Source organism: Streptomyces sp. PSU-S4-23 (assembly GCF_055632315.1).
Genome location: NZ_JBVMUU010000002.1, coordinates 329,701 through 354,686 on the forward strand (window position 1 = coordinate 329,701; position 24,986 = coordinate 354,686).

Below are 24,986 nucleotides of genomic sequence, written 5' to 3' on the forward strand. Positions count from 1 at the left end.
CTGTTCAGATGTTCGGATACGCGGAGCGTCGTGCGGGTGCGGAGCGTCGTGCGGGGCGCGGAGCGTCGTGCGGGTGCGGAGCGTCGTGCGGGGCGCGGAGCGTCGTGCGGGTGCGGCGGGCGGGCGGGCGCCGATCGGTGCGGGCCGGGTCAGGGCGCGGGCCAGTTCCGCAGCAGGGCGTCGAGGGCGTCCAGGATCCGCGACCACGTCTGCTGCGTGTCGGGGGCGCTGTGGCTGAACCCTCCGCCCATCTCCAGGCTGACGTAGCCGTGGAAGACGCTGCCCAGCAGCCGGACCGCATGCGTCTGGTCCGGCTCCGTCAGGTCGTAGCCGCGCAGGACCGCCCGCGTCATCTGTGCGTGGCGGCCGCCGGCACTGGCGGCCGCCGTCTCCGGGTCGAGACGGAACTGGGCCGCGGCATAGCGGCCGGGGTGCTCCCGGGCGTAGTCGCGGTAGACGTTCGCCAGGGCTGCCAGGGCGTCCTTGCCGGCCCGCCCGGCCAGGGCGTCGACGGCCCGGTCGGCGAGTTCCTCCAGTGCGAGCAGGGCGATCCCCGTCTTGAGGTCGTGGGAGTTCTTCAGATGCGAGTAGAGGCTCGCGACCTTGACGTCGAACCGCCGGGCGAGCGCCGAGACGGTCACCTGGTCGAAGCCGACCTCGTCGGCCAGGTCCGCCCCCGCCCGGGTCAGACGTTCCCTGGTCAGTCCTGCACGCACCATGCCTTCATGCCTTCCTCCCATTCGGCAGAACTGATTGTGCAGTTGCCTAATAGCTTTAGGCAAATTCCATGGTGATGTATGTGGATGCCGGCCGGGCAGGAGATCCCGAGGGGAGGCGCGAACTGCGCGCTATCGCGCAGTTCATCACAATGGGGCAGCAACAACTCACTACCAGCGGTAGCTCACTTGACTACCGGCCGTCACACACGATTGGCTCCCGCCCTACGAGAGCCGCCGAGCCGGTGCACGGCGTCGCGCTTCCGCGCTCTCGTCGTTCCTCCCGCCACTTGCTCGGCTGCACAGTGAGGTGCCGCACCCCATGAACACTCCTCCCCCGCCGCACACGTGCCGCACATCCACGCCCCGTACGACCCTGGCCGCCGCCGTGGCGGTCTGCCTGCTCCTGGCCGGCTGCTCCGGCAGCGGCGGCGCGCGGTCCGGATCCGCGAAGGCGTCCGGCGCCACCGGGCTCAAGGTCGCCCTGGTCACCCATGGGGCGAAGGGTGACGCCTTCTGGGAGCTGGTGCGGAAGGGCGCCGAGGCGGCCGCGGCCAAGGACGGTGTGGAGTTGACCTACGCCAACGACTCCGACGCGGCGGCGCAGGCGGAGTTGGTGCGCGACGCGATCCGGGAGCGGGCCGACGGCATCGCGCTGACGCTGGCCAAGCCGGATGCGATGAAAGGCCCGATCGCCGATGCCAGAGCGGCCGGCATCCCGGTGGTCGGGCTCAACTCCGGAATCGACGCCTGGCGTTCGGAGGGCGTGCTGGAGTACTTCGGGCAGGACGAGAGCGTCGCGGGCCGGGCCGTCGGCGACAAGCTGGACGGCCTCGGGGCCAAGCACGCCCTGTGCGTCATCCACGAGCGGGGGAACGTCGCCCTGGAAGCGCGCTGTGCCGGTGTGAAGAAGGCGTTCGACGGCCGGACCGACATGCTCTACGGCGACGGCACCGACATGAAGGCCATGACCGATGCCGTCACGGCCCGGCTGCGGCAGGATCCGGGCATCGACGAAGTCGTCACGCTGGGGGCGCAGTTCGCGCTCACCGCGGTCGACTCGGTGAGGAAGGCGGGCAGCACGGCGCACGTCGCCACCTTCGACCTCAACAAGGACCTGGTCGGGGCCGTGAAGGACGGGGACGTGCAGTTCGCGGTGGATCAACAGCCCTACCTGCAGGGATATCTGGCCGTGGACGCGCTGTGGCTCTACAGGTCCAACGGCAATGTGAGCGGTGGCGGCGTCGCTCCGGTGCTCACCGGTCCCGCCTTCGTGACCAAGGCGAACATCGGCACGGTCGCGACGTTCGCGGCCAACGGCACCCGCTGAGCGGATGCCCGCTCCTTGAGTGCCGGCGGCCATTCCGCGTGTTCGATTCGGCTCTTCCCTGTGCGGTAGGTCACATGTGCGGATAGCATCCTGCGCACCTCCTGTGCCGTACCGGACACGCGGTCACCCCTCGCACTCGTCCCCCAAGTCCCCGTCCCCTGTAGATCGCTCTAGGACGACGATGTCTCGAAGGACACCGACAGGTCCACGGCGCCGTCTCGGCTCCATCCGGCTCTCCCTGATCCTGCTGGCCCTGGTACCCAGCGTCACCCTGGCGGCCATGTGGGGTGTCACGACGACTCAGATGTTCTCGGAGGGCCTGCGGTTGCGCTGGCAGACCGAGCTGAGCAGATCGACCGGCGCCATGGGCACCGAGGCGGCGCTCGCCCTGCAGAAGGAGCGCAGTCTGTCCGCGGCCTGGCTGGCGTCGCCGCACGGCTCCAGGACCGCCCTGGACGCACAGCGGAGGAAGACCGACGCGGCGGTGGCGAAGCTGGCCGGCCAGACCGACACGATCAAGCAGGCCCCCGCCCGCATCAAGGACCGGCTGTACTCGGTCGTCGCGTCGGTGGCCAGCCTGGAGTACTACCGGGGCCAGGTGGACCACCCGACGGACATCACCGCCCAGCAGGCTCTGGACCAGTACACGGCGATCATCGACGACCAGGTCCACGCCTACCGGGAACTCTCCCAGGTCGACGACGGGGACCTCACCTCCCAGGCCGGCCCGCTCGTCGCCCTGGAGCAGGCCGCGGAGCTGATCTCCGAGGAGGACGCCCAGCTGACCCTGGCGTGGCCGTCCGGACGCATGGACGAGGAGACGTGGGACCGGTTCGCGCAGCTGGTCCACGCCCGCCGCTGGCTGGTCGAGGACCAGATCGTCCCCTCGGTCGAGGGCGGCGCGAAGGCGCAGACGGAGCACATCCTGCGGTCGCCTCAGTGGCAGACCCTGCAAACCGTGGAGGACCAGGTGCTGTCGGCCCGGGCGCCGAAGGGCGGTTCGCACGGGACCGCGCTGCCGGACGCCCGCGGGCGGTGGGACGCCGCGATGGCCACGCTCTCCGCACAGTACTCGGCGCTGATCCGGCAGCAGACGGGGGCACTGCTCGACCGCGGCGCGCAGAACGCGCACGGACTGCTGGTCAAGGCCGGCTCCCTGAGCGCGGGCGGCCTGGCCGCCCTGCTGCTGTGCGTCGGCATGTCCTGGCGGATCACGCGGTCCCTGTCCCGCCGGATGCGGGGGCTGAGGATCGCCACGCTCGGCCTGGCGCAGCAGCGGCTGCCCGACGTGGTGGCCCGGCTGAACAGGGGCGAGAAGGTCGACGTGGAGTCGGCGACGCCGCCGTTGGACTACGGCGGCGACGAACTCGGCCAGGTCGCCCAGGCGTTCAACACCGCACAGCGCACGGCCGTGCACACCGCCGTCGAACTCGCCGACACCCGGCGCGGTTTCCAGAAGGTGATCCTCGGCATCGCCCGGCAGAGCCAGAACCTGGTCAACCTCCAGCTGAGCAAGCTGGACGCGCTGGAGCGGCGGCACCAGGACCCGGACGTGCTGCAGGGCCTGTACGAACTGGACTCCACGGCGAGCCAGTTGCGCCGCTACGAGGAGAACCTCGTCATCATCAGCGGCGAGCAGCCCCGGCGCAGCTGGACCGAGCCGGTGGCGCTGATCGACATCCTGCGCAGCGCCGTCGGGGAGGTCGCCGAGTACCAGAGGGTGGAGGTGCACACCGACGAGGACGTGTACCTGTCCCCGCCCGCGGTGGCCGATGTGATCCATCTGCTGGCCGAGCTCATCGACAACGCCACCGTGTACTCCCCGGCCCCGAGTCCCGTCGCCGTGGGGGCCGCGATGGTGGCCAAGGGCCTCGCCGTCGAGATCGAGGACCGCGGCCTGGGCATGGCGGAGGACGACTACGCCCAGCTCAACGCCCAGTTGGCGGCGCCCCCGCAGTTCGACGTGGTGGCACTGGCCGACGATCTGCGGCTCGGCATGTTCGTGGTCGCCCGTCTCGCCACCCGGCACGGCATCGCCGTGACCCTGCGTCCCTCACCGTACGGCGGCACCACGGCGATCGTGCTCCTGCCGCACGACATCGTCGTACGCGAGGCCCCCGGGTCCCGGGAGACGGCGCCCGCGGAACCCCTGCGAGGTCCCCGTCCCGCCGCGTCCACACGGACCGCCGAGACCCCCGTCCCTGTCCCCGCCCCTGTCCCCGCCCCCGCCCCTGCTCCCGCCGTCGAGGACTCACGGACGGCGGACGGCCTGCGCGGGGGCGGGCTCCGTCCGCTGCCGCGCCGGGTGCCGCAGACCAGCCTGGTCGCCGAGTTGCGCGAGGATGCCGTGTCCGTCGAGGAGGACGCCCTCCTCGACGACTTCACCGCCGAACGCGCCGCCTCCTCTCTGGCCGGTTTCCAGCGCGGGACGCTCCAGGCGCGTGACGACGGCGCGCAGGACCGGTACGGCCAGGAAGGGGCCGCCGCACCGGACGACCGCGGCGCCCGGGTTCATCCCGCCGGCACCCCCTCCCCCGAACTCTCGACCCCGCCCGCCGACCGCGCGTAAGGACACCGCCATGACACGTCCCACCCCCGCCACGCACACCCAGCTCGACCAACTGCTGACCGGACTCGTGGACCGGGTCGCCGACGTCCAGCACGCCGTGGTGCTCTCCGAGGACGGGCTGGTCGTCAGCCACTCCACGGGATTCGTGCGGGACGACGCCGAACGGCTGGCGGCGACCGCGTCCGGTCTGATGAGCCTCAGCAAGGGCGCCAGCATGGACTTCCGCGGCGGGCCGGTGCGTCAGGCGCTCATCGAGATGGCCCACAGCTACCTGATCCTCGCATCGGCCGGCCCCGGCGCCCATCTCGTCGTCCTCACCGGCCCGAACGCCGATGTCGGCGTGGTGGCGTACCAGATGAACATGCTGGTGAAGAAGATCGGCGAGCATCTGAGTGCGGCACCACGCACGGGTGCCGTCGCCTCCGACAGCGGCGAGTGAGGTGAGCGGAGGCGACGGCGACGCGGAGGGCCGGCTCGTCCGCCCGTTCACCCTGACCGGTGGACGGACCCGGCCCAGCCGCGCCGACTTCACCCTCATCACGACGGTGACGGCGGTGGACCCGCCACCCGCGTGGACCGCCCGGCCGCAACCCGAGCACACGCGGATCCTGAAGCGGTGCGCGGAGCCGATCGCCGTGGCAGAGCTCGCGGCCCATCTCGACCTTCCGGTCAGCGTGGTCGTGATCATGCTCTGCGATCTGCTGGAGGCGGGCCGTATCACCGTCCGTCCGCCGCGCCCCGCCTGCCCCGCCCCCGGCCTCGACCTGGATCTGCTGAAGAAAGTGAGGGACGGCCTTGGACGACTCTGACACCGCCGCACGGCCGACGCCGGCCCCCGACACGGCGAAGATCCTGATCGCCGGCGGCTTCGGCGTCGGCAAGACCACCATGGTCGGATCCGTCAGCGAGATCGTCCCGCTGCGCACGGAGGAACCGCTGACGGCCGCGGGCCTTGGCGTCGACGACCTCGACGGCATCGAGGAGAAGCAGGCCACCACCGTGGCCCTGGACTTCGGCCGGATCACGATCAGTCGGGACCTCGTGCTGTATCTGTTCGGCACACCCGGTCAGCAGCGGTTCTGGTTCATGTGGAACGACCTGGCCGTCGGCGCACTCGGCGCCGTGGTCCTGATCGACGTCCGCCGGCCGGAGACGAGCTTCGCCGCCATCGACTTCTTCGAGCGGCGGGACATCCCCTTCGTCGTCGGCGTCAACGGCTTCCACGGACACCACCCGTACGGGCCCGAGGAGATCCGGGACGCCCTGGCGCTGCCCGACCACACACAGGTGCTGCTGTGCGACGCGCGGGAACACGACTCGTGCCGGGACGTCCTGATCGCCCTGGTCGACCAGTTGATCGCATCGGCCGTCCGCGTCCACGGCGCCGGACCGCCTGCTCCTCGGGCACGGTGAACGCTCGTCAGAGTGGTTCGCATCCGTCATCCGTACTATCTGTCTCTGCGCGGGCCGCAGGCCCTCGTCCCCGGCAGGGGACCCAAGGAAAGGTCGACACATGTCAGAGATCACCACTCCCGGCACCGACTTGACATCTCAGTACGCCGCCCAGGTCACCGGCGACCTCGAGCGCAACATCAAGGAGCAGGAACGCGTCAGTGCCGAAATCGTCGCGCTGCAGGAGCAATTGGCCGCCCTCCATCATGACCACGCGGTTCTGGTGACCATGCAGCAGGCGCTCGGCATCGCGCCGGCCCCTGCCGCACCGGCGCTGACGGCCTCCTCGGAAACCGAGGCCGAGGCCGAGGCCGAGGCGGAGGCGGAGGCGGCGACCGAGACCGAAGTGGAGACCGGCGCCGAGAGCGCGACCACGGCCGGACCCGCAGCCGGCAGCGCGAGCGTGCCCGCGCCGCGGAAGGAGTCCGCCGCCCCGTCAGGTACGAGCAGGCGGACGCGTACGAAGAAGGCCACCGCCGCACGCGGCGCCACCGGCGCACGCGGAGCCACCGGCGCACGCGGAGCCACCGGCGCGGGCAGGACCGCGGTCGCGAAGGGGGCCCGGCCCACGCTGGTCGAACTCGTCCGCCGGCACCTCGCCGAACAGGGTGAACCGCGCTCCACCGCGGAGATCACCGCCGCGCTCGGCGAGGCCCACCCCGAGCGCGGTGTCAAGCCCACGGTGGTGCGCACCACGCTCGAAGGGCTGGTGGCCAGGAACCAGGCCCAGCGCACCAAGCAGGGCACGTCCGTCTTCTACACCGTCCCCGGGGCCGGGGCGCGGTCCGAGGAGTCCGAGGAGTCGCAGTAGGCGCCGCACACGAGGCCCCCGCCTCCGGGGCGCCGTCCCCTCCCCCTCGGCGGCATGATCGAGATGAGCCGCCCGCCGGCGCGTGCAACGATCGACGCAGCGCAGGCCGCACACGCAGCCGGGCATCCGGTGCGCGTCGCAAGAGCCGGCACTCGCCCAGGCCGTCCGGAGGGACCCGATGGTGGACACAGCCGGTACGGGAGGGGCCGCGGATCCGACGGTGCAGGTCCTGGCTCTCCGCGTCAACGGCAGAACCCGCAACCTGGTCCTCGACTCGCGTGTCACCCTGGTGGACGCCCTGCGCGACCACCTCGGGCTCGTCGGCACCAAGAAGGGCTGTGACCAGGGCGCCTGTGGTGCCTGCACGGTGCATGTGGACGGCAAGCGCGTGCTGTCCTGCCTGACCCTGGCCGCCCAGTGCGAGGGGCGTTCGGTCACCACCGTCGAGGGACTCGCGGGGCCCGCGGGCCCGCACCCCGTCCAGGCCGCGTTCCTCGAACACGACGGCCTCCAGTGCGGCTTCTGCACTCCGGGGCAGATCATGTCCGCGGTGGCGCTGCTCGCGGAGGGACGAGCCGGCTCCGACGAGGAGATCCGCGAGTACATGAGCGGAAACCTGTGCCGCTGCGGTGCCTATCCGCAGATCGTCGCGGCCATACGCGAGGTGGCGTCGAGCGGGGCGGCATCGGGGGGTGGTCGTGGTGCGGGCGCTTGAGTACGTCCGCGCCGCGGATGCCGCGCAGGCCGTGGACCTGGTCGCCGGGGATCCCACCGCGGCGTTCCTCGCGGGTGGCACGACGCAGCTCGACCTCATGAAGGACGGCGTGCTCGATCCCGCGCGGCTCGTGGACATCACCCGGCTGCCGCTCGGCACGATGGAACGCGACGGCGACGTCCTGCGGGTCGGTGCGCTGGTCACCATGGAGGAGCTGGCGGCCCATCCCACGGTGGTGGACCGCATTCCCCTGGTCCGGGAGGCGTTGCTGTCGGGCGCGTCCACGCAGTTGCGGAACATGGCGACGATCGGCGGCAATCTGCTGCAGCGCACCCGCTGCCGCTACTTCCGGGATCCCGACGTCGCCCGGTGCAACAAGCGGGATCCCGGATCGGGGTGTGCGGCGGTCCACGGAACGGCCCGCATGCACGCGGTCCTGGGCGTGAGCGAACGATGCATCGCCCTCCACGCCTCCGACCTGGCGGTCGCCCTGGTGGCCCTCGACGCCGCGGTGCACATCCAGGGGCCGGCGGACCGACGGCAGGTCCCCCTGACGGAGTTCTACCTCCCGGCGTCCGACAGCCCGGACGTGGAGAACGTCCTCCAGCACGGCGAGCTGATCACGGCGGTCGACATCCCGCTCCTGCCGAGCGGTGCCGGGTCGGGCTACCTGAAGGTGCGGGACCGCAGGTCCTACGAGTTCGCCCTGGCGTCCGCCGCCGTGAGCCTGGTGCTCTCGGGCGGCACGGTCCAGGAGGCCAGGATCGGCCTGGGCGGGGTCGGCTCCACCCCCTGGCGGGCCTGGGAGGCGGAGCGGGAGCTGGCCGGCGCCTCCGCGGCCGTCGAGAACTTCCGCAGGGCAGCGGCCTCGGCCGTGCGGGGCGCGTGGACCGTACCGGGTACGGCCTTCAAGGTCGAGCTCGCCCAGCGCACCCTCGTTCGCGCGCTGCAGACCGTGGCGGGAGCGGCGGTATGAGCGCGGTCCGCAGCCGGCCGGCCATCGGTGCCGGCGTCGACCGCGTCGACGGCCCCCGCAAGGTCACCGGCGCCGCGCCCTACCCGAGCGATGCCGACGTCCCCGGGCAGACGTACGCGGCGCTCGTCCAGAGCACGATTCCCGCGGGCCGTGTCCTCCGCATCCACACCGAGGCGGCCGAGGTTTCGCCCGGTGTCCTCACCGTGCTCACCCACGCCAACGCGCCCCGGCTGGAGCGGGCACCGGTGAACAGACTGGGCGTCTCGCCTCCCCCTCCGCTCCAGGACGACCGCATCCTGCACCACGGCCAGCACATCGCCATGGTCGTCGCCGAGACGCAGGAGCAGGCCACCGCGGCCGCGCGTCTGGTGTCGGCGCAGTACGAGACGGCCGAGCCCCTGCTGGACCTGATGGACCCCCGGGCGCCTCAGATCGACGACCCGTGGGAACTCGACCACAGCCGCGGGGATGCCGCCGCCGCCCTGGCGGCCGCCGAGGTCACGGTGGAGGCGACGTACACGACCGCGGACAACACCAACAACCCGCTGGGTCCGTTCGCGACGCTGGCCTCCTGGGACGGTGACCGGCTCACCGTCCATGACAGCACCCAGTGGCCGTTCGGGGTGCGCAGCGCCCTGGCGGCGGTCTTCAAGGTGCCGGAGAGCTCGGTGCGCGTGCTGGCGCCGTACGTGGGCGGAGGCTTCGGCGCCGGGCTGCGCGTGTGGCCCCATGTGATCCTCACGGCGGCCGCGGCCCGCCTGCTGGGCCGGCCGGTGAAGCTGGTGCTCACCCGGCCCCAGATGTTCACCTCGGTGGGGCATCGGCCCAAGAGCGTGCAGCGCATCGCGGTCGGCGCCACACGCGCCGGTGATCTGGTCGCCCTCGACCACCGCAGTGTCTCCCCGGTGGCGATAGAGGACGAGGACTACGAACCGATCGCCTCCGGCACCGCCTCCGCCTACCGGTGCGACAACGTCCGCACACGGGACCGGCAGGTCCGTCTGAACATCCCCAGCCCCGCCTCGATGCGGGCCCCGGCCGAGTCGCAGGGCAACTTCGCGCTGGAGTCGGCGCTGGACGAGCTGTCCTACAAGCTGGGGATGGACCCGCTGGAACTGCGTCTGCGCAACTACGCCGAGCTGCACCCGGTCCATGGGCTGCCGTGGTCCGGCAAGGCGCTGCGCGAGTGCTACGAGGTCGGCGCGCAGCGCTTCGGCTGGTTCGCCCGCGACCCTGCGCCCCGCTCGATGCGGGACGGGCACTGGCTGATCGGCTACGGCATGGCGGGGGTCGGCTATCCCTGGTACGCGATGGACTGCCATGCGCAGGCCACCCTCCACAGGGACGGAAGCGCTCTGGTACGCAGCGCCGCCACCGACATCGGCACGGGCACGTACACAGTGATGACGCAGCTCGCCGCGGAGTGCCTCGGCCTGCCCGTGGAGCGGGTGCGTGTCGACCTCGGTGACTCGGACATGCCCGTCGCGCCGCCGGCCGGTGGGTCCGGACTCACCGTGGCGCTGGGCAACGCGGTCGTCGACGCCTGCTCCCGGCTCGTCCGGCGGTTCGTGGAGCTGGCCGCCCCGGACGGCGACTCTCCCCTGTCCGGTCTCTCCCCCGGGTCCGTCGGCGTGACCCGGGGCCGTGTCCATCCGGTGGGACGGCCCGAGCACGGCGAGACGTTCACCGGCCTCCTCGACCGGCACGGCCTGGTGGAGCTGACGGCGAACGGCCGCAGCCCCCCCGGTCCCAGGACGAGCTGGGCATGGCCTTGTCGGGCGCCTTCGGCGCCAGATTCGTGGAGGTGCGGGTCGACGCGGACCTGGGGCTCGTACGCGTCGCCCGCGTCGTGTCGGTGATCGACGGCGGCCGCATCCTCAACGAGAAGACCGCCAGGAGCCAGATCGTCGGCGGGACCGTCGGCGGCATCGGGATGGCCCTGTTCGAGGACACCGTCACGGACGCTCCCAGCGGGCGGATCGCCAACGGCACCTTCGGTGACTACCTGATCCCCGTGAACGCGGACGTCCCCGACATGGACGTGGTGTTCGTGGGGGATCCCGACCGCGGCAGCCCGCTCGGCACCAAGGGGGTCGGGGAGATCGGCCTGGTCGGTGTCGCCGCCGCCGTGGCGAACGCCGTCCACCACGCCACCGGACGCCGTGTCCGGTCGCTGCCCCTCACGCTCGACGCGCTGTTGTGACGTGCTCTCCGGCTACTCCCCGGCGCGTGCCACGAGCAGCGGCTGGAAGAACCCGGTGTCATGCGGCATACGCCACTCGCAGTCCACGAACCCCGCGTCGGCGGCGAAGGCGGTCAGCCGCTCCCGGCACAGCGCCCAGTACGCGGTCCGGCGGACCCGGACACGCCACTCCCCGCCCGCGGGCACGAGTTGGAAGTGCTCCAGCTCGTAGTGGTCGTCGTCGTGCCAGTGCCAGAGCTGGAAGGTGACGGCCCGCTCGCCGCCCTCGGCGCGGCCGGCGGACCGGTGGACCTGCACGGGGGTCGCGGCGGGGCGGTCGCGCAGCAGCTCGTCGTAGGGGCGGGTGCTGATCAGCAGCCGGCCTGCGGGCCGCAGCACGCGGCGCATCTCGGTCAGAGCGCCGCGCACGTCCCGCTCCGTCAGGAGGTGGGGCAGCGCGTTGTCGGCGCAGACGACGGCGTCGAACCGGCCACCGGGAAACGGCAGGCGCCGCATGTCGGCGGCGGCCGTGCGCAGTGTCAGGCCCCGGCGGGCGGCCTCGCGGGCGGCGCGGGCGGCGGCGCGGGGGCTGAGGTCGGTCCCGGCGACGCGGTGCCCGTGCAGCGCCAGGCCGATCGCCTGGGTGCCGATGCCGCAGGAGCAGTCGAGCACCGCGGCGTCGTCCCGGCCGATCAGGGCGTCCAGGGCCGTACCCTGCCGGCGGAGGCTCGCGTCCCAGTCCGCGTAGATCAGGTGGTAGTCGTCGGCCAGCTCGTCGTAGAAGCGCGCCACCGAAGCCTCGGGCATGGCCCGAGGCTAGACACAGCGCAGGCGGACCGCCAGAGGGCCACAGGAACGGGCACCCCGCGCGGTGCCGACGTGGCAGCGCCGATCCGGCCTGCCGCGTCGGCGCCGTCTCAGGCGGTGATGACGTCCGCCCAGTAGGTCACCCGGTCTTCCTGATGACGCTCGCCGTGGGCGAGGGTCACGCGGTCGATGATGTCGAGCCCGCGTCCGTGTTCGCCGTCACCGCAGCTGACGGCCCAGTCGCCCTCCCTGGCGGCCGGTCCCCCGTCGGTGACCTCCACGTGCACCTGGGCCGTCTCGGCGTCCCGGTGAAGGTGCAGCGCGAGGGGCGGTGCGGCGTGTTCGACGGCGTTGGTGACCAGTTCCGAGACCACCAGCACCAGGGCGTCGGCCTCGTCCCGGGCCAGACGCCAGGAATCCAGGAGATGTTCAGTGATCTGCCGGGCCTCTCGGGCAGCCGCCGGCTGGTGCGCCAGATCCCAGGTACCTGCCTCCGACGAGGAGGCAGGTGCCGCGGCCTGCCCGGAGCGAAGCGTTTCGATGAGGTCTTCCACAGCCCCTCCTCTCGGTGCCGCCCCCGTGAGCGCCCATCTGAGTCCAGGCGCGCTCAATAGTAGTCAACGACGAGGGCCGATGTGTGATTCCCCCGAGCCGTCCTGGAGTGCTTCCCGTCGCACCGCCCTTCCCCGCGGGGGCCGTGGCGGTGGCGGCTGCGGCGGCCACGATCGCCGTGCGGTGCGACTATGACATATACCCACAGAGCAGGGCCGGAACACCGGCAGGTGACGAATGAACGACGGGCATCTCCCGCCCCCTGCACGGCGGACGCCCCCGACACGCGTACGGGTGCGTCTGGAGGGCCGCATCGCGGGCGTCGGGACGTCCTCCGGCACGCGTGTGGTGCTGGGGCACTGGGCACGATCGCCGTTCGGGGCCTTCAGCGACGTGATGCTCGAACGGGCGGACGGGCATCGGCTGCTGCTCGCGCCGTCCCGGGAGACGGCGGACTTCATCGCCGGCACGTACGCCTTCGACGAGGTGCGGGTCGTCCCGGTCCAGGTGAGCGTCGACGGACGGAACTGGTCCGTCGGGGCGGGTCCTCTGGAGCTGCGCTTCGCCACGGGCCGGCGTGGTCTCGTGGGGCTGCTGCTGAGGGCCGTGCCGTCCGTGCTCGCCGTCCGTCCGGCCTGGATCGCGCTGGTGGATCTCCCGGCCCGGGTCCTTCGGGGCGTGCGGACCCGTGGCACTGCCGGCGGGGGGCGGCGCGAGTGGTACGGGGCTCGGGACCTGCGTCGGGTCACCATCGCCACGGCCGTCTACGAGGGCGGGAGCCTCGGTGCCCTCGCCCCGGTCGAGCCGCCCGTGCGTTTCGGTTTCGGTTCCACTCCCCGCAGGCCCTGCGTCGTCCGCGTCACCACCATCGTGGAGCTGGGCACCGACGCCCTCGGCCCGGCTTGACGCCGGTCCGCGCGGGCGTCCGGCAGCCCCTCGGGGTCAGGCGGTCCAGTCGATCTGCACGCTCGTGCTGTCGCCGAACTTCCACCATCCGCTCCCGGTGTGGGTCCATCTCTTCGGGATGCCGCTGTAGAGGCCGTAGTACGCGGTGCCGCTCGGAACGTAGAAGGCGTCGACGTCCTTGAGCTGCGGCACTCCGTAGACGGCGTAGGGCCTGATGTAGGCGACCGATCCGCAGTGGTCCTCGGGCTGGTACGCCTGGTCGGCTCCCCGGAAGTCCCAGCTCAGGCAGATCTTCAGCGAGCGCGTCGTGTTGTTCTGGAGGGTCCCGCAGAGGACCTTGAACCGGCAGCTGCCCCTGGGGTGGGCGGCGAGCGCGTGCAGGTGGCCGGAGGCGGTGAGCGCCGTGACGAGGAGGACGGCGGCACCGAGCGCGGTGCCGGCTCGGGTGCGCAGGTGCATGTCCGGCCTCTCGTCCTGTGACCGCGCCCCCGCCGGGGCGGTGCGGCTCGTTGCCCCCGTGGATCCATGCCCAGCTTGGCGCCCGCTCAGGGTCCTCGCACGCCGGCGAGGGCCACGCCCCATCGCTGTACCGTCTTTCGTATGACAGGTCCTCGCGGCGCCCCCGACTTCACCGCCCAGGCGATCGGCACCGCGCGGCTGGACCTGCTGCCGCTTCTCGTCGGGCACGCCGGTGAGATGGCCGCGGTGCTGTCCGACCCTGCCCTGTACGCCTTCACCGGCGGCGGTCCCGAGCCCGTGCACACCCTGCGCTCGCGCTACCGGCGCATGACCGCGGGCTCGCCCGACCCGGCCGTCTCCTGGCTGAACTGGGTCATCAGGCTCCGCGACGAGGACCGTCTGACGGGTACCGTGCAGGCGACGATCAGTGCCTCCGGCCACGGCCCGGTGGCCGAGGTGGCCTGGGTGGTGGGGACTCCCTGGCAGGGCAGAGGCATCGCCGCCGAGGCGGCCCGGGGGCTCGTCGACTGGCTCGGCCGGCATCGGGTGCGGACCGTCGTCGCACACATCCACCCCGGCCATCTCGCCTCCGCCGCCGTCGCCACCGCCGCGGGGCTCACGCCCACCGGCGACCGGCACGAGGGCGAGGTCCGATGGCTGCGGATCATGGGCGGCTAGCGGTCAGGACCTGGCCCCGGTTTCGGAGTCCGCCGGTCCGCCCTGCGGGGGGACCGTCGGCTGTGCCGTGCCGGACGAGGCGGCGCCGTCGGCCTCCTTCCGGTGGGCGGCGGGCCCGCCGTCCACCCAGGCCAGCAGCCGTGGATCGTCCAGTGTGTCCACCCACAGATCGGCGAGGGCGAGTGCTTCCTCGCTGGGCCGCCGGCCCACTCCGATCACGCGGAGCCCCGCGTCGACGGCGGCCTTCAGCCCGTTGACGGAGTCCTCCACGGCCAGGGCACTGCCGCAGTCCACGCCGAGACGCCGCGCGGCCTCCACGTAGGCGTCCGGGCGCGGTTTGGGAAGGACCTTTGCGCCCGGCACGACGATGTGCCGGAAGTGGTGCCGTAAGCCGACCGACTGCAGGCAGAACTCGACGACGTCCGCAGGGCAGTTGCTGGCCACGGCCAGCGGTGTGGACCGGCCCAGTCTCGTCACCAGCAGCTGCGCCCCGCGTACGGCCACGGGGTGCTGCGCGACGAGGGCGCGGAACGTCGCGAGAAGCTGCTGTGTGATCTCCTCGCTCGCGTCCGGCCGGCCGGCGAGGCGTGCCATGAGGGCACCGCACTCGGCGTAGTGCAGCCCCTTGCTGCGCGCCGCGAACTCCGGGTCGGGCACGGCCCCGTGGTCGCGCAGCACGATGTCACGCGCCTGCTCCCAGTGCCGTTCGGAGTCCACCAGAGTGCCGTCGCAGTCGAAGACGACGGCTTGCGGTGTCCAGTCGAAAATCCGGTGGGCTGTCATGTGGTTGCCGTTCTGGTACAGGACGGAGCCGCCGATGGATGGCGAGGTCCGCCAGTCAGGGTGCCGGTGCGCCCGCTGTATTCCCTTCACTTTGGGAAAGCACGACGTCACAGCCCACGATGGCTGGTCCGTACATACAGTGGTCACTCACCGCAGACTGCGGTGGTCCCAGGCGCATCCGGAATGGGGAACAGGATGAACGCTACGCTCCACCCGGGAAATCTTGAGGCTTTGCCATCGCAATACGCACGTGTGGGTGACAAACCCGCCAAGCACATACCTGCTCGGGGCCGTTTCACCCTTGGCCCACCGAAGAAAACGTCGATCCCGTGCGGCCGTACACGAATAGTGAAGTACGGCGGCGTACGCGGCCGCAAAGATTGGTACGCGTCGTTCCGGCGTATGCGAGCCGCACGCCGCCGTGCGCTGGGGCGGGCGGTCGCAAGCGCGGCGCGCGGCGGCGAGCCGGCAGCTTCGGCCGGTGCGCGGCAGCCGCCCGGCGGATACGCGAGCCGGCGGGAACCGCGGCTATCCGACGATCTCCTGAACCGCCATCATCCCCTTGTCCTCGTGGTTGAGGATGTGGCAGTGCAGGACCGTCTTGCCGGTGTAGTCGGTGAAGCGGACCCGGATGACGATCCGCCCGCGGGGGGCGACGTTCGCGGTGTCCTGGAGGCCGTGACCGTGACGGGCCCGGCCGTCGCTGCTCATCAACTGGAAGTGGTTGGTGTGCACGTGGAAGGAGTGCTCCTCGTCGCTGTCGTTGCGGACGGTCCACTCCTCCACGGTGTTCAGCCTGGACCTGATGTCGACCCGGTTCGGATCGAACTGCCTGCCGTTGACGAAGAACTCGGTCCCCGCCTTGTTCTCGGAGAACACGATGGTGCGCCGGGCGGCGACGGGGAGGCGACTGAGATCCTCGGGCGGGGCGAAGTCGGTGGGCAGGGTCACCGGCCTTTGGGGTTCGTCTGGCCGTTGACCGTGCGGTGGGTGGGCGCGCCGATGTGCAGTCCCTGGGTTCTGACCGTGTCCCCCTGGAGCTGGAAGTCCTTGAGCGCGATGACGTGCTCGGTGACATGGCGCAGACCGGGCGGCAGGTACCGCTGCAGCCCGTCGACGACCATGATTCCCGACAGTCCCCCGGCGACCTGGGCGGCCGAGACGGGATGGGGGCCCAGCCTGTTCACGAAGTCCAGTTCCACCCTGTCTCCCGGGCGGATGCGGAGCGTCGGGGGCATGTAGCGGTCGTTGTGGGTGAGGGCCCACAGCCGACGGCCGGCCACCTCGACCTTGCGCCGCTCCACCACGAGCCGTGCCCTCAGGATCCCGTTGCGGCTCACCAGTTCGGCGGGGTCGCGCAGGGGCGTGCCCCGCACCGCCCCTCCCGGCGCCCGCGGTCCCGCGGTCGGCGACGAGGCGGGCGGATCGTCGCCACACCCGGACAGAGTCGTGGCCGCCACCAGGAGAGCGGCAGCAGCACGGCAGCTCAGCTTCAGCCGGGATCTCATCAGTCTCTCCGCGTGTCGGCCGGGGAGGATCCGAATCGCGGCACCGCCGGAGCCGGAACTCGATCGTTGCCCTGCTCATCCCACCCCGCGTCCAGGGCCGTCGCATCCTCGGACGGCCGATCGGGCCCCTCCCCACGTGCCGGCGCGGGGGCAGCCGCCACGTCCTCCTGGCACGGCCCCGGCCGGCCGGGCGAGCGGCGGTGCGGCTCCTCACCGGGCGAACGCCGTTCCTCATGTGCGGGAGACCCGTGGGCCCACCGGCGTGACGTCCCGGACACACGGTGGGACGCAGCGGCGGCCTCGGGGCAGGCATGACGGCATGGGACGGACGACGACACATGAGGGCCGGCGGGCCGCCCGGCCGTGGCCGTACTACGCGGCCACCGCGCTGGGAGTGGCGGCCGCCGCGGTGACGGGGGCGCGCTCCGTGGATCCGGACAGCGACTGGTACCGCGGGCTGAGCAAGCCGCCGTGGCAGCCGCCGCCGTGGGTCTTCGGCGTGGTGTGGCCCCCGTTGTACGCGTCCGTCGCCTGGGCCGGAGGCCGCGCCCTGGCCCGGGCCCGAGGCGGGCGACGCCGCGCCGTGGCCACCGGCCTGGCGGCGAACCTGGCGCTGAACGCCGGCTGGAACCGGCTGTTCTTCGGCTGCCGCAGCCCCAAGGCCGGCGTGGTCGGCACGCTGCTGCTGGACATCAGCAATGCCGAGCTGATCCGCCGCAGCGCGCGGGCCGACACCACGGCGGCCCTCGCTCTCGTTCCCTACGCCGCCTGGTGCGGGTTCGCGACCGCGCTCAGCCTCTCCGTCGCCCGCCGCAACCCCTGAGCCGGCAGGCGACCGGGCCGCGGCCCCGGCGTCAGCCGTGGAGGGCGGCGAGGTCCGTTCCGGGCAGGTGGATCCAGCCCTCCGTCCGGGCGGCGGCACGCTCGTCGTCGGTGCCCGGCCAAGCCGTGTCGCCGACCTGCACGGCGCGGGCGACCAGGGCGCAGAGCAGGGCGTCGAGATGGTCGTGGCTGTCGGCGCACCGTGCGCGCACCGGCTCGGGCAGGGGCAGCCCGAGGCCGGCCTCGAGCGAGCCGGTGATGCGCTCCCTGACGGTACGCGCCTCGGGGGTGGCGTTCTTGTAGCTGCGGGTGACGAGGATCCCCCAGCGTCGCAGGGCGGCGGCGGGGTAGACCTCGGCGACCGGTCCTGATCCGTCCCGGGGCACGGGCGTGCCGGTCGCCGTAAGGACATCGAGCAGATGGGCGGCCCTGAGCGCCACGACGCCCAGGAGGTCGGTGGACACCGACAGCGGGGGCCGCATCCCGGTCGCCTTCCAGGTGAGGTCGTCGGTCAGCCGGAACCGCAGCGCGTCCAGACCGGGCCTGCCGTCCGCACGTTCCCGGAACCTGGCGGGAGGCGGCAGCCGCTCGCCGCGGTGATGGGCCACCACGGTCGCCACGAAATCCGACGGCCAGCCGAGCGGACAGTCGAGCCCCGTCTTGCCGGCCGACCGGACCAGCCCCAGCAGATCCTCGTCGCTCTCAGGCACGACGAACTCGGCCGCCAAGAGGTCCCGGCGTCCCCAGTCCACGCGGCACACAGCCGTGCGTCGCGCGCTCGCGGCGAGGTCGACGCCGACCGTCACCGCCTGCCGTTGCGTCATGGCGCCATCCTTCCGCAGCGCCCCCGACGGCCCGGCCACCACGCGGTGACCGCGGACGGCGCACCGGGCCCGGCCCGCCACCGCGCCCACGAGGACAGCCGGGCCGCGCACGGCCGGGTGGGTGGCTGCCGCTGCCCGCGCGGCGGGCGGGCTGGCCCGAACGCGGGCAGCCCGCGCGCGTCGTCCGTCAAACGCCCGTACGCGCGAGGCGGCCGGGCTAGCGTCGGTGGCCTCGGCGGAGTGCGGACGCGGGAGATGCTGTGGTCGGGGACGTGCTCGGCGGGCGGGGTGCCGATGGGAACCGATGACGGCGCCGAGGGCACGAAGGGGGTCGCCGAGGCGCGGCCGAGGATGACGGCGGCGCTTGTGCTGACCGTTCTCGGACCGTCCATCGCCTTCTCCGTCACCGCGGTCGACCCGCTCATGCTGAGCCTGAACCTTCCCCTGGTCAGCCGGGCCCTCGCGGTCCCGCCCCAGCTGATCGGGTTCCTGGGCGGGGCCGCGACCCTCGTCGTGGCCTCCGCCGTCCTCGCCGTGGGCGGCCTCGGAGACGCCCATGGACTCAAGCGGCTCCTGGTCGCCGGTCTCCTGGCCAACATCGTGGCCAACCTGCTGTCCGCGCTCTCGCCCGGGTTTCCGTTCCTCCTGGCGATGCGCCTCCTCGACGGGCTGACCATGGCCGCGATGCTGGGGCTGTCGCTGGCCCTGCTCACCGTCTCGGTGCCTCCGAAGACCCGGCCCGCGGCCATCGGGATCTTCATGGCCACCGACATGCTGCTGTACGGGGTGACCCCGGCGGTGGGCGGGGTGGTGGCCGACGTGCTCGGCTGGCGGGGAATCTTCCTCCTGGCCCCGCTGCTGTCGGCGCTGGCCCTGGTGCTGATCGTGCGGTACGTCTCCGTGCCGCCCGTAGGGCACGCCGCCGCCCTCGACATCGCCGGAGTCGTCCTGTTCGGCATCGCCCTGCTGACCTTCGTCCACGGGATCGGCGCGGCACAGAACGGCATCGGCCGCCCCGCGGCATGGGCGCCGCTGGCCGTGAGCGTGCTGGCCTCGGCCGCGTTCGTGCGGCACGAGCGCAGGACACCGCACCCCGCGATGCCCCTGGCGCTCTTCCGCGGTCCCGCGTTCGCCGTCGCCGTGCTGGCGGCCCTGACGCTGAACCTCCTCTCCGCCGGGTTCGGCGTCGTCCTGGGGCAGTTCGGCAGCAAGGTACTCGCGCTGCCGGCAGGGCAGATCGGACTGCTGTACCTGCCCGGCACCCTGGCGATCGTGGTCTGCGGCGTCCTCGCCGGGCGCATGACGGGCGCGTACTCCCCCCGGCCGGTCCTGCTCACCGGTCTGCTGCTGCTCCTGGCGAGCGGTGTGCTGATGGCGGCCACCGCCGCTCCCGCCATGCCGCTGTGGCTGCTCGTCCTGGCCACCTGGCTGTGCAACCTCGGCACCGTGGTCACCTCGGCACCGGCGTCCGAGACGATCCTGTCCCACGCGCCGCCCGGCAAGTCCGGAACCACGGCTGCCGTTCAGCCCGCGTTCGGCATGACGGGGTGCGCCCTGGGCCCGACCGTGTATCTGCTGCTGCTGGACCTCTTCTTCCAGCGCAGATGGATGGCGGACGCCGAGGCGCGCGGCGTGTCACTGGGCCGGGCCCGGCAGGCCGTGGACACGGTCACGAGCTCGATGTCCACCAGCCCGGGCGCGGCGGGGTACGACCCGAACCTCCTGCGGCAGTCCTCCGGGCTGTCCCTGGGGCTCGACTACACCGACGGCCTGCGGCTGACCATGCTGACCGTCTCTCTCCTGCCCCTGCTGCTGCTGGTCGCGGCGTACGTGCTCATGCCGCGCCGGCCCCCGCGGCGGGGCCCGGCCCCGGCAGGCACCTGAAGTGCCCGGAGCGTTCCGCCGGGGGCCGCCGGGGGCCGCCGGGGCCGCCGGGGGGTGCGCCGTCCAGTCCATACCACCGGGCGGCGCGTGTCCGGAGGTCACACGGCGTCGAGTTCGGCGCGTTCCCCGGCCGTGAGACCGAGTTCGGCGGCCGCCACGGAGTCACGGATGGTCTCCGGGCGGCTGGCGCCGGGGATCGGGACGACGACGGGCGACTTGGCGAGCATCCACGCCAGGCACACTTGCTGCGGGCTGACCCCGTGGGCCTCCGCGACCCGCGCGAACGGCGCGTAGTGCGAGCCGAGTTCACGCGCCCGGGAAATACCGCCCAGCGGGCTCCACGGCAGGAAGGCTATGCCGAGTTCGTCGCACAGCCGAAGCTCGGGCTCGCTGGAGCGGAAGGCCGGCGAGAACTGGTTCTGTACGGAGACCAGGCGGCCGCCGAGGATCTCGTCGGCCTGGCGGATCTGGTCCGGACCGGCGTTCGAGATGCCGGCCATACGGATCTTGCCCTCGTCGAGCAGCTCGCGCAGCGCGCCAATGGAGTCCGCGTAGGGGACCTCGGGGTCGGGGCGGTGGAACTGGTAGAGGCCGATGGCCTCCACGCCCAGGCGGCGCAGGGAGGCTTCGCAGGCTTCCTTGATGTGCCGCGGTGAGCCGTCCAGTGTCCAACTGCCGTCGCCGGGGCGCAGATGTCCTCCCTTCGTGGCGACCAGGACGTCGGCGCCCCGGTCGTGGGAGGCGAGGGCCTTGGCGATCAGGGTCTCGTTGTGGCCGACTTCGTCGGCGTCCCGGTGATAGGCGTCCGCGGTGTCGATCAGCGTCACGCCGGCGTCGAGCGCGGCGTGGACGGTGGCGAGGGACCGTGCCTCGTCCGGCCTGCCCTCGATCGACATGGGCATACCGCCCAGGCCGATCGCGCTGACCTCGACGTCACCGATGCGGCGGGTGTGCATGGGTTCTGGACCTCTTTCGGCTGTCGCGCGGAACCGGAACGGGGCCGGCGCCGGCGGGAACGGCCCGGCGGCGGCGACGCGTCCCAGCCTTGTCGGCCCGCGGCCGGAGGTCCAATAGAAGAAGGAGAACGCATTCAGCGACGTCTCATCTGAATGGGCGACGGTGCTCCCTGCGGTGACCGTGACCGGATCCACAACGTCGGGTCGCACGTCCCAGAGCATCGAAGGGCATGTGAACGGAAGGCGGATCGTGGATGCCGGAAGGGAAGAGCGTCCGGGCGGGCTCCGTGGTTACCGAGCGTGAGGCAACCATTCACTCGTTCGATTCGTATAACTCCGTGGAAGCAGAGCGACCCGACAGGTGGACATGATGCCGGAGCGTTACGGTCCGCTTGCGCGTGAAGGCACGGAACGAGGAGAGACGATGCGACTGTTCGCCCTCAACTATGCTCGGCCTGCCGAGGAGTTGGAGATCAGCGCTCCGTACAGCTACGACTCCGCACTGCAGTTGAACGTGCTCCCGGACGGCCGGATCGCCGCACACGATTACGCAGTGTTGCGAGAAGTCGGGGCGACGACCTCCACGGCGGGCTCGAAGACGCACTTCGACGACTGAACGCGGACCGGCGACGATGACCGTGCTGATCCTGACAAGTGAACAGGATGTGACGGCCGACATGGTGGTGGCCGAACTGAACGACGCCGGTGTGCCGGTGGTCCGGCTCGATCCCGCCGACCTCCCCGGCGGGGTGGCCCTCTCGGGCGAGTACGTGCACGGCACCTTCCGCGGGCACCTGTCCGCCGGCGGCCGCCTGGTGAGCACGAGCGGACTGCGCTCGGTGTGGGTGCGCAGGCCCGGGGTTCCGGCGGCCCGGGTCGCCGAGCCGTCCGCCTGGCTGACCGAGGAGTCCTCACAGGCCCTCTACGGGATGCTGCACGGCACTCACGCGCGCTGGATGAACCGCCCCGACGCCGCCCGCCGGGCCCGTCGCAAACCGTGGCAGCTCCGCCTCGCCCAGCGCAGCGGACTGCCGGTGCCGGCCACCTTGATCACCACATTCCCGCAGGCCGCCCGGGAGTTCGCCGAGCGCTTCCCGGACCTGGTGGTCAAGCCCGTCTCCGGCACGCACCCGCAGGAACCGCCCCGGGCCATACCCACGACCCGCATCGCTCCGGACGCGGATTTCACCGCGGTCGCGTTCGGCCCGACCCTGCTGCAGCGGCGGATCGCCAAACTCGCCGACATCCGCCTCACGGCCGTGGGTGACCGGCTCCTGGCCGCCCGCAAACCCGCCGTGCCGGACGCCGACGACGTCGACGTCCGCTTCGCCCCGTCCACCGGCCCCTGGCAGCCCGCCGACGTGCCGCCGCGCATCGCCGCGGCCGTCCGCGCCTATCTGCACCAGGCCGAACTCGCCTATGGCGCCTTCGACTTCGTGGAGGACGCCGACGGGATCTGGTGGTTCCTCGAGTGCAACCAGGCGGGGCAGTTCGGATTCGTGGAACTGGACACGGGCCAGCCGATCGCCCGCACCATCGCGGAATGGCTGGCACGTCACGGACCCGGTCCGGAGTCACGCCCCGCCGGGCCCGCGCCGGTGACCCCCTGAGCCGGGGGCGCCCCGGCCGCGAGAAGCCGCGCCACGCGCCACGCGCCGCGCGGTCCGCTCACGGACGCTTGCGGCCCAGGCCCGCGTACACCCAGTACTCCGACGGGTCGCCGGGAATCCGCTCCTGCGGGTCCGGGCGCCACAGGGGGACGTGGACCAGACCGGGCTCCACCATGTCGAAACCGTCGAAGAACGCGAGGATCTCGTCCCGGGAACGTGCGGTGACCGGCGAGGTCGCCCTGGACCGGTAGAGCTGGCCCACGGCGGCGGCCGTGTCCGGGCGATCCTGGTTCGTGGCGTGCGTCAGCGCCAGCCAGCTCCCCTCGGGAAGGACGTCCCGGAAGTCGGCCACGACGCGCCCCGGGTTCTCCTCTGCCGTGATGAAGTGCAGGATCGTGATCATCAGTACGGCGACGGGCTGCTCGAAGTCGATCAGCTTCCGCACCTGCGGGGACGTCAGGATGTCGGCCGGCCGCCGGATGTCGGCGTCGACGATCTCGGCGTCCGGGTTGTCGGCCAGCAGGGACGCGCTGTGCGCCACGGCGACGGGGTCGTTGTCCACGTAGACCACCCGTGCCCCCGGGCTGGCGGCCTGGGCGACCTCGTGGACGTTGCCCTGGGTGGGAATGCCCGAGCCGAGATCGATGAACTGCCGCACCCCCGCGTCGACCAGGAAGCGCACGGCCCTCCCGAGGAACGCGCGGTTGGCCCGCGCCAGCATGCGTACCTGGGGGTCGATGGCCGTGAAGGCCGCCAGCGCCTCGCGGTCGATGGCGAAATTGTGTTCGCCCCCCAGCATGGCGTCATACATCCGGGCGACGCTCGCCTTGTTCGGCTCGACGCCCTTCGGGAGACCTTCGCTACCGTGCACCGCAACTCTCCCATCGGCCGGTGATCTTGATACCCCATCATATAGTTGCCGTGACCGGCAGCGAGGCGAAAGGCCGTGCTGCGGGATCACGACCGGCCCCACCCGGAAAGGCACGACCCTGCGGAACGAAGCGCTCAACGATCCCGACGACGCACCCTCCACCGCACATCCGGGCGGCCTGCGCCCCGTCATTCCCCCCGCGGCCGACGTCATCGGCTCGGAACTCGATCTGCACCTGACGGGCCGCCATATCGTGGACGCGCTCACGCCCGGTTTCTGCGACGCGGCCTCGGTCTACCTGCTGGAGCGCTGGCTCGTCGAGGAGAACGCCTACGTCGCCGCGGAACCGTCCGAGATCGAGGCCCGCCGGCTGGCCCTGCGCGCGGGACAGCACGACGGCATGGACTGGGAGGGAATGCTCCCGGTCGGCGAGGTGATCGTCTTCCCCCGCGAGACGCCGTACGCGCGCTCCCTCGCCACCAGGCGTCCACAACTCCTCGAGGAGGTCGACGCCCACACGTCCGAACGGCTGAGCGCCTCCGGGGGCGACGACGCCCGCATCGGCCGTCTCCTCCGGCACGCCTCCTTCCTCATCGTGCCGCTGCATCTGCGGGGCACCTCCGCCGGTTTCATCGTCTGCAGCCGTGGCGCGGGCCGCGCCGCCTTCCTGCCGGAGGACGCGGCGGTCGTGGAGTCGCTGGCCGCGCGGGCCTGTGTGGCCCTCGACAACGCACGCCGGTACGAACGGGAGCGCCGCACCGCGCTGGCCATCCGCCGCAGTCTGCTCCCGGCCACCGCCCAGTCGTTCGAGGGGTGCCGCATCGCCCACGGCTATCTGCCCGCCGGGCAGGACAACATCATCGGCGGTGACTGGTTCGACGTACTGCCCAGGCCGGGCGGCCGTATCGGACTGGTCGTCGGTGATGCCATGGGGCACGGCCCCGAATCCGCCGTCGCCATGATCCAGTTGCGCACGGCCGTGCGCACCCTGGCCGGCATCGACATCACCCCGGGCGACCTGATGCGCCGGCTCGACGACCTGGCCTGCGACACTCCGGGAGCCTCCTTCGCGACCTGCATGTACGCCGAGTGGGACGCCCAGAGCCGCACCTGCACCTTCGTGGGCGCCGGCCACCCTCCCCCGCTGATCCGGGGCCCGGACGGGCACTGCGCACCGATCACGCTCCGCAGCGCGGGCCTGCCCCTGGGGGTCGGCTCGGGCACCTACGAGCCCACCGTGCTGCTCGTGCCCGAGCCCACCCTTCTGCTGCTCTACAGCGACGGCCTGGTCGAGTCCCGCCACACCGACATCGAGCAGGGCATCTCGCTGCTCGCCGGGCTCCTCGACACGGACGCCGCCGAGTCCGCCGACGCCGCGGGACCCGGCACGCTGCAGTCCCGGTGCCAGCGGCTCCTCCACCGCGCGTCCGCCGGCGCCGGCACGGACGACCGGACGCTCCTGCTCGCGGAACTGATCCCCGCGAAGGAGTGAGCGACACGGCCGCCGGATTGCGGCGGCGGCAGAACCTTCCCTCCCGTTCCTCCATCTCCAAGGAGGGGCCCCGGCATCCGGGG

Annotated in this window: 27 protein-coding genes; 17 read left to right on the plus strand and 10 right to left on the minus strand. The window is 72.3% G+C overall.

Annotated features, from left to right (window positions below):
* Positions 1–149 precede the first annotated feature (149 nt).
* A complete protein-coding gene (locus tag ACZ79I_RS02145) occupies positions 150–719 on the minus strand; it encodes a TetR/AcrR family transcriptional regulator (protein WP_471493519.1) in 570 nt (189 codons plus the stop codon).
* A 319-nt stretch (positions 720–1,038) separates the two neighbouring features.
* Between ACZ79I_RS02145 and ACZ79I_RS02150 the strand changes: the two genes are divergently transcribed.
* The 10 genes from ACZ79I_RS02150 to ACZ79I_RS02195 all read left to right on the plus strand — a co-directional run bounded on the left by ACZ79I_RS02150 (position 1,039) and on the right by ACZ79I_RS02195 (position 10,772).
* Positions 1,039–2,046: a substrate-binding domain-containing protein gene (locus ACZ79I_RS02150; RefSeq protein ID WP_471493521.1), complete on the plus strand. Its 1,008-nt coding sequence runs from the start codon at positions 1,039–1,041 to the stop codon at positions 2,044–2,046.
* 181 nt (positions 2,047–2,227) lie between these two features.
* Complete coding sequence (locus ACZ79I_RS02155) at positions 2,228–4,615, plus strand: sensor histidine kinase (protein ID WP_471493522.1); 2,388 nt, start codon at positions 2,228–2,230, stop codon at positions 4,613–4,615.
* 10 nt (positions 4,616–4,625) lie between these two features.
* Positions 4,626–5,054 (plus strand): roadblock/LC7 domain-containing protein, encoded by a 429-nt coding sequence (locus ACZ79I_RS02160; protein ID WP_471493524.1) that lies wholly within the window; start codon positions 4,626–4,628, stop codon positions 5,052–5,054.
* A 1-nt stretch (position 5,055) separates the two neighbouring features.
* On the plus strand, positions 5,056–5,424 hold the full coding sequence (locus ACZ79I_RS02165) for a DUF742 domain-containing protein (RefSeq protein WP_471493526.1): 369 nt from the start codon (positions 5,056–5,058) through the stop codon (positions 5,422–5,424).
* Positions 5,411–6,028: a GTP-binding protein gene (locus tag ACZ79I_RS02170; protein ID WP_471493528.1), complete on the plus strand. Its 618-nt coding sequence runs from the start codon at positions 5,411–5,413 to the stop codon at positions 6,026–6,028. Before ACZ79I_RS02165 ends, ACZ79I_RS02170 begins: the two co-directional genes overlap by 14 nt.
* 100 nt (positions 6,029–6,128) lie before the next feature.
* Complete coding sequence (locus ACZ79I_RS02175) at positions 6,129–6,878, plus strand: hypothetical protein (protein WP_471493530.1); 750 nt, start codon at positions 6,129–6,131, stop codon at positions 6,876–6,878.
* 178 nt (positions 6,879–7,056) lie between these two features.
* Positions 7,057–7,593, plus strand: coding sequence for a (2Fe-2S)-binding protein (locus tag ACZ79I_RS02180; RefSeq protein WP_471493531.1), 537 nt, complete (start codon positions 7,057–7,059; stop codon positions 7,591–7,593).
* Complete coding sequence (locus ACZ79I_RS02185) at positions 7,577–8,569, plus strand: FAD binding domain-containing protein (RefSeq protein WP_471493533.1); 993 nt, start codon at positions 7,577–7,579, stop codon at positions 8,567–8,569. Before ACZ79I_RS02180 ends, ACZ79I_RS02185 begins: the two co-directional genes overlap by 17 nt.
* Entirely contained in the window at positions 8,566–10,428 is a 1,863-nt protein-coding gene (locus ACZ79I_RS02190) for a xanthine dehydrogenase family protein molybdopterin-binding subunit (protein WP_471493535.1), read from the plus strand. Before ACZ79I_RS02185 ends, ACZ79I_RS02190 begins: the two co-directional genes overlap by 4 nt.
* Positions 10,374–10,772, plus strand: a complete 399-nt coding sequence (locus ACZ79I_RS02195) for a molybdopterin cofactor-binding domain-containing protein (RefSeq protein ID WP_471493537.1) — start codon at positions 10,374–10,376, stop codon at positions 10,770–10,772. Before ACZ79I_RS02190 ends, ACZ79I_RS02195 begins: the two co-directional genes overlap by 55 nt.
* Positions 10,773–10,784: 12 nt before the next feature.
* On the opposite strand, the gene ACZ79I_RS02200 is transcribed toward ACZ79I_RS02195, so the two are convergent.
* Both ACZ79I_RS02200 and ACZ79I_RS02205 read right to left on the minus strand, forming a co-directional pair.
* A complete protein-coding gene (locus ACZ79I_RS02200; protein ID WP_471493539.1) occupies positions 10,785–11,558 on the minus strand; it encodes a class I SAM-dependent methyltransferase in 774 nt (257 codons plus the stop codon).
* A 110-nt stretch (positions 11,559–11,668) separates the two neighbouring features.
* Complete coding sequence (locus tag ACZ79I_RS02205) at positions 11,669–12,112, minus strand: ATP-binding protein (RefSeq protein WP_471493540.1); 444 nt, start codon at positions 12,110–12,112, stop codon at positions 11,669–11,671.
* A 235-nt stretch (positions 12,113–12,347) separates the two neighbouring features.
* Here ACZ79I_RS02205 and ACZ79I_RS02210 point away from each other — a divergent pair, with 235 nt between their 5' ends.
* The gene (locus ACZ79I_RS02210) at positions 12,348–13,016 is read left to right on the plus strand and encodes a hypothetical protein (RefSeq protein ID WP_471493542.1); all 669 of its coding nucleotides are present in this window, start codon (positions 12,348–12,350) and stop codon (positions 13,014–13,016) included.
* A 36-nt stretch (positions 13,017–13,052) separates the two neighbouring features.
* Here ACZ79I_RS02210 and ACZ79I_RS02215 read toward each other — a convergent pair whose 3' ends face one another.
* Positions 13,053–13,475: a hypothetical protein gene (locus ACZ79I_RS02215; RefSeq protein ID WP_471493544.1), complete on the minus strand. Its 423-nt coding sequence runs from the start codon at positions 13,473–13,475 to the stop codon at positions 13,053–13,055.
* Positions 13,476–13,616: 141 nt separating this feature from the next.
* On the opposite strand from ACZ79I_RS02215, the gene ACZ79I_RS02220 reads away from it, so the two are divergent.
* Entirely contained in the window at positions 13,617–14,153 is a 537-nt protein-coding gene (locus ACZ79I_RS02220) for a GNAT family N-acetyltransferase (RefSeq protein WP_471493546.1), read from the plus strand.
* A 3-nt stretch (positions 14,154–14,156) separates the two neighbouring features.
* Here the strand turns inward: ACZ79I_RS02220 and ACZ79I_RS02225 are convergent, their stop codons facing one another.
* The 3 genes from ACZ79I_RS02225 to ACZ79I_RS02235 form a co-directional block, all read right to left on the minus strand.
* Complete coding sequence (locus ACZ79I_RS02225; RefSeq protein WP_471493547.1) at positions 14,157–15,026, minus strand: HAD family hydrolase; 870 nt, start codon at positions 15,024–15,026, stop codon at positions 14,157–14,159.
* Positions 15,027–15,464: 438 nt separating this feature from the next.
* Positions 15,465–15,887 carry a multicopper oxidase domain-containing protein gene (locus ACZ79I_RS02230; protein ID WP_471493549.1) on the minus strand — a complete coding sequence of 141 codons (423 nt, stop codon included), beginning with the start codon at positions 15,885–15,887 and terminating at the stop codon, positions 15,465–15,467.
* Positions 15,884–16,312, minus strand: coding sequence for a cupredoxin domain-containing protein (locus ACZ79I_RS02235; protein WP_471493551.1), 429 nt, complete (start codon positions 16,310–16,312; stop codon positions 15,884–15,886). The genes ACZ79I_RS02230 and ACZ79I_RS02235 overlap by 4 nt, the downstream gene beginning before the upstream one ends.
* Positions 16,313–16,763: 451 nt before the next feature.
* Here ACZ79I_RS02235 and ACZ79I_RS02240 point away from each other — a divergent pair, with 451 nt between their 5' ends.
* Entirely contained in the window at positions 16,764–17,267 is a 504-nt protein-coding gene (locus tag ACZ79I_RS02240) for a TspO/MBR family protein (protein ID WP_471493553.1), read from the plus strand.
* Positions 17,268–17,298: 31 nt separating this feature from the next.
* Here the strand turns inward: ACZ79I_RS02240 and ACZ79I_RS02245 are convergent, their stop codons facing one another.
* On the minus strand, positions 17,299–18,090 hold the full coding sequence (locus tag ACZ79I_RS02245; protein ID WP_471493555.1) for a DUF429 domain-containing protein: 792 nt from the start codon (positions 18,088–18,090) through the stop codon (positions 17,299–17,301).
* Positions 18,091–18,384: 294 nt separating this feature from the next.
* On the opposite strand from ACZ79I_RS02245, the gene ACZ79I_RS02250 reads away from it, so the two are divergent.
* A complete protein-coding gene (locus ACZ79I_RS02250; protein WP_471493557.1) occupies positions 18,385–19,974 on the plus strand; it encodes an MFS transporter in 1,590 nt (529 codons plus the stop codon).
* A gap of 98 nt (positions 19,975–20,072) precedes the next feature.
* On the opposite strand, the gene ACZ79I_RS02255 is transcribed toward ACZ79I_RS02250, so the two are convergent.
* Positions 20,073–20,930 (minus strand): aldo/keto reductase, encoded by an 858-nt coding sequence (locus ACZ79I_RS02255; protein ID WP_471493559.1) that lies wholly within the window; start codon positions 20,928–20,930, stop codon positions 20,073–20,075.
* A 424-nt stretch (positions 20,931–21,354) separates the two neighbouring features.
* Here ACZ79I_RS02255 and tgmA point away from each other — a divergent pair, with 424 nt between their 5' ends.
* Together tgmA and tgmB are read left to right on the plus strand one after the other, a co-directional pair.
* Positions 21,355–21,546 (plus strand): putative ATP-grasp-modified RiPP, encoded by a 192-nt coding sequence (tgmA, locus tag ACZ79I_RS02260; RefSeq protein WP_471493561.1) that lies wholly within the window; start codon positions 21,355–21,357, stop codon positions 21,544–21,546.
* A gap of 16 nt (positions 21,547–21,562) precedes the next feature.
* Positions 21,563–22,540 carry an ATP-grasp ribosomal peptide maturase gene (tgmB, locus tag ACZ79I_RS02265; protein ID WP_471493563.1) on the plus strand — a complete coding sequence of 326 codons (978 nt, stop codon included), beginning with the start codon at positions 21,563–21,565 and terminating at the stop codon, positions 22,538–22,540.
* 58 nt (positions 22,541–22,598) lie between these two features.
* On the opposite strand, the gene ACZ79I_RS02270 is transcribed toward tgmB, so the two are convergent.
* The gene (locus ACZ79I_RS02270; RefSeq protein ID WP_471493565.1) at positions 22,599–23,411 is read right to left on the minus strand and encodes an SAM-dependent methyltransferase; all 813 of its coding nucleotides are present in this window, start codon (positions 23,409–23,411) and stop codon (positions 22,599–22,601) included.
* Positions 23,412–23,664: 253 nt separating this feature from the next.
* Here ACZ79I_RS02270 and ACZ79I_RS02275 point away from each other — a divergent pair, with 253 nt between their 5' ends.
* Positions 23,665–24,903: a PP2C family protein-serine/threonine phosphatase gene (locus tag ACZ79I_RS02275; protein WP_471493567.1), complete on the plus strand. Its 1,239-nt coding sequence runs from the start codon at positions 23,665–23,667 to the stop codon at positions 24,901–24,903.
* Positions 24,904–24,986 lie beyond the last annotated feature (83 nt).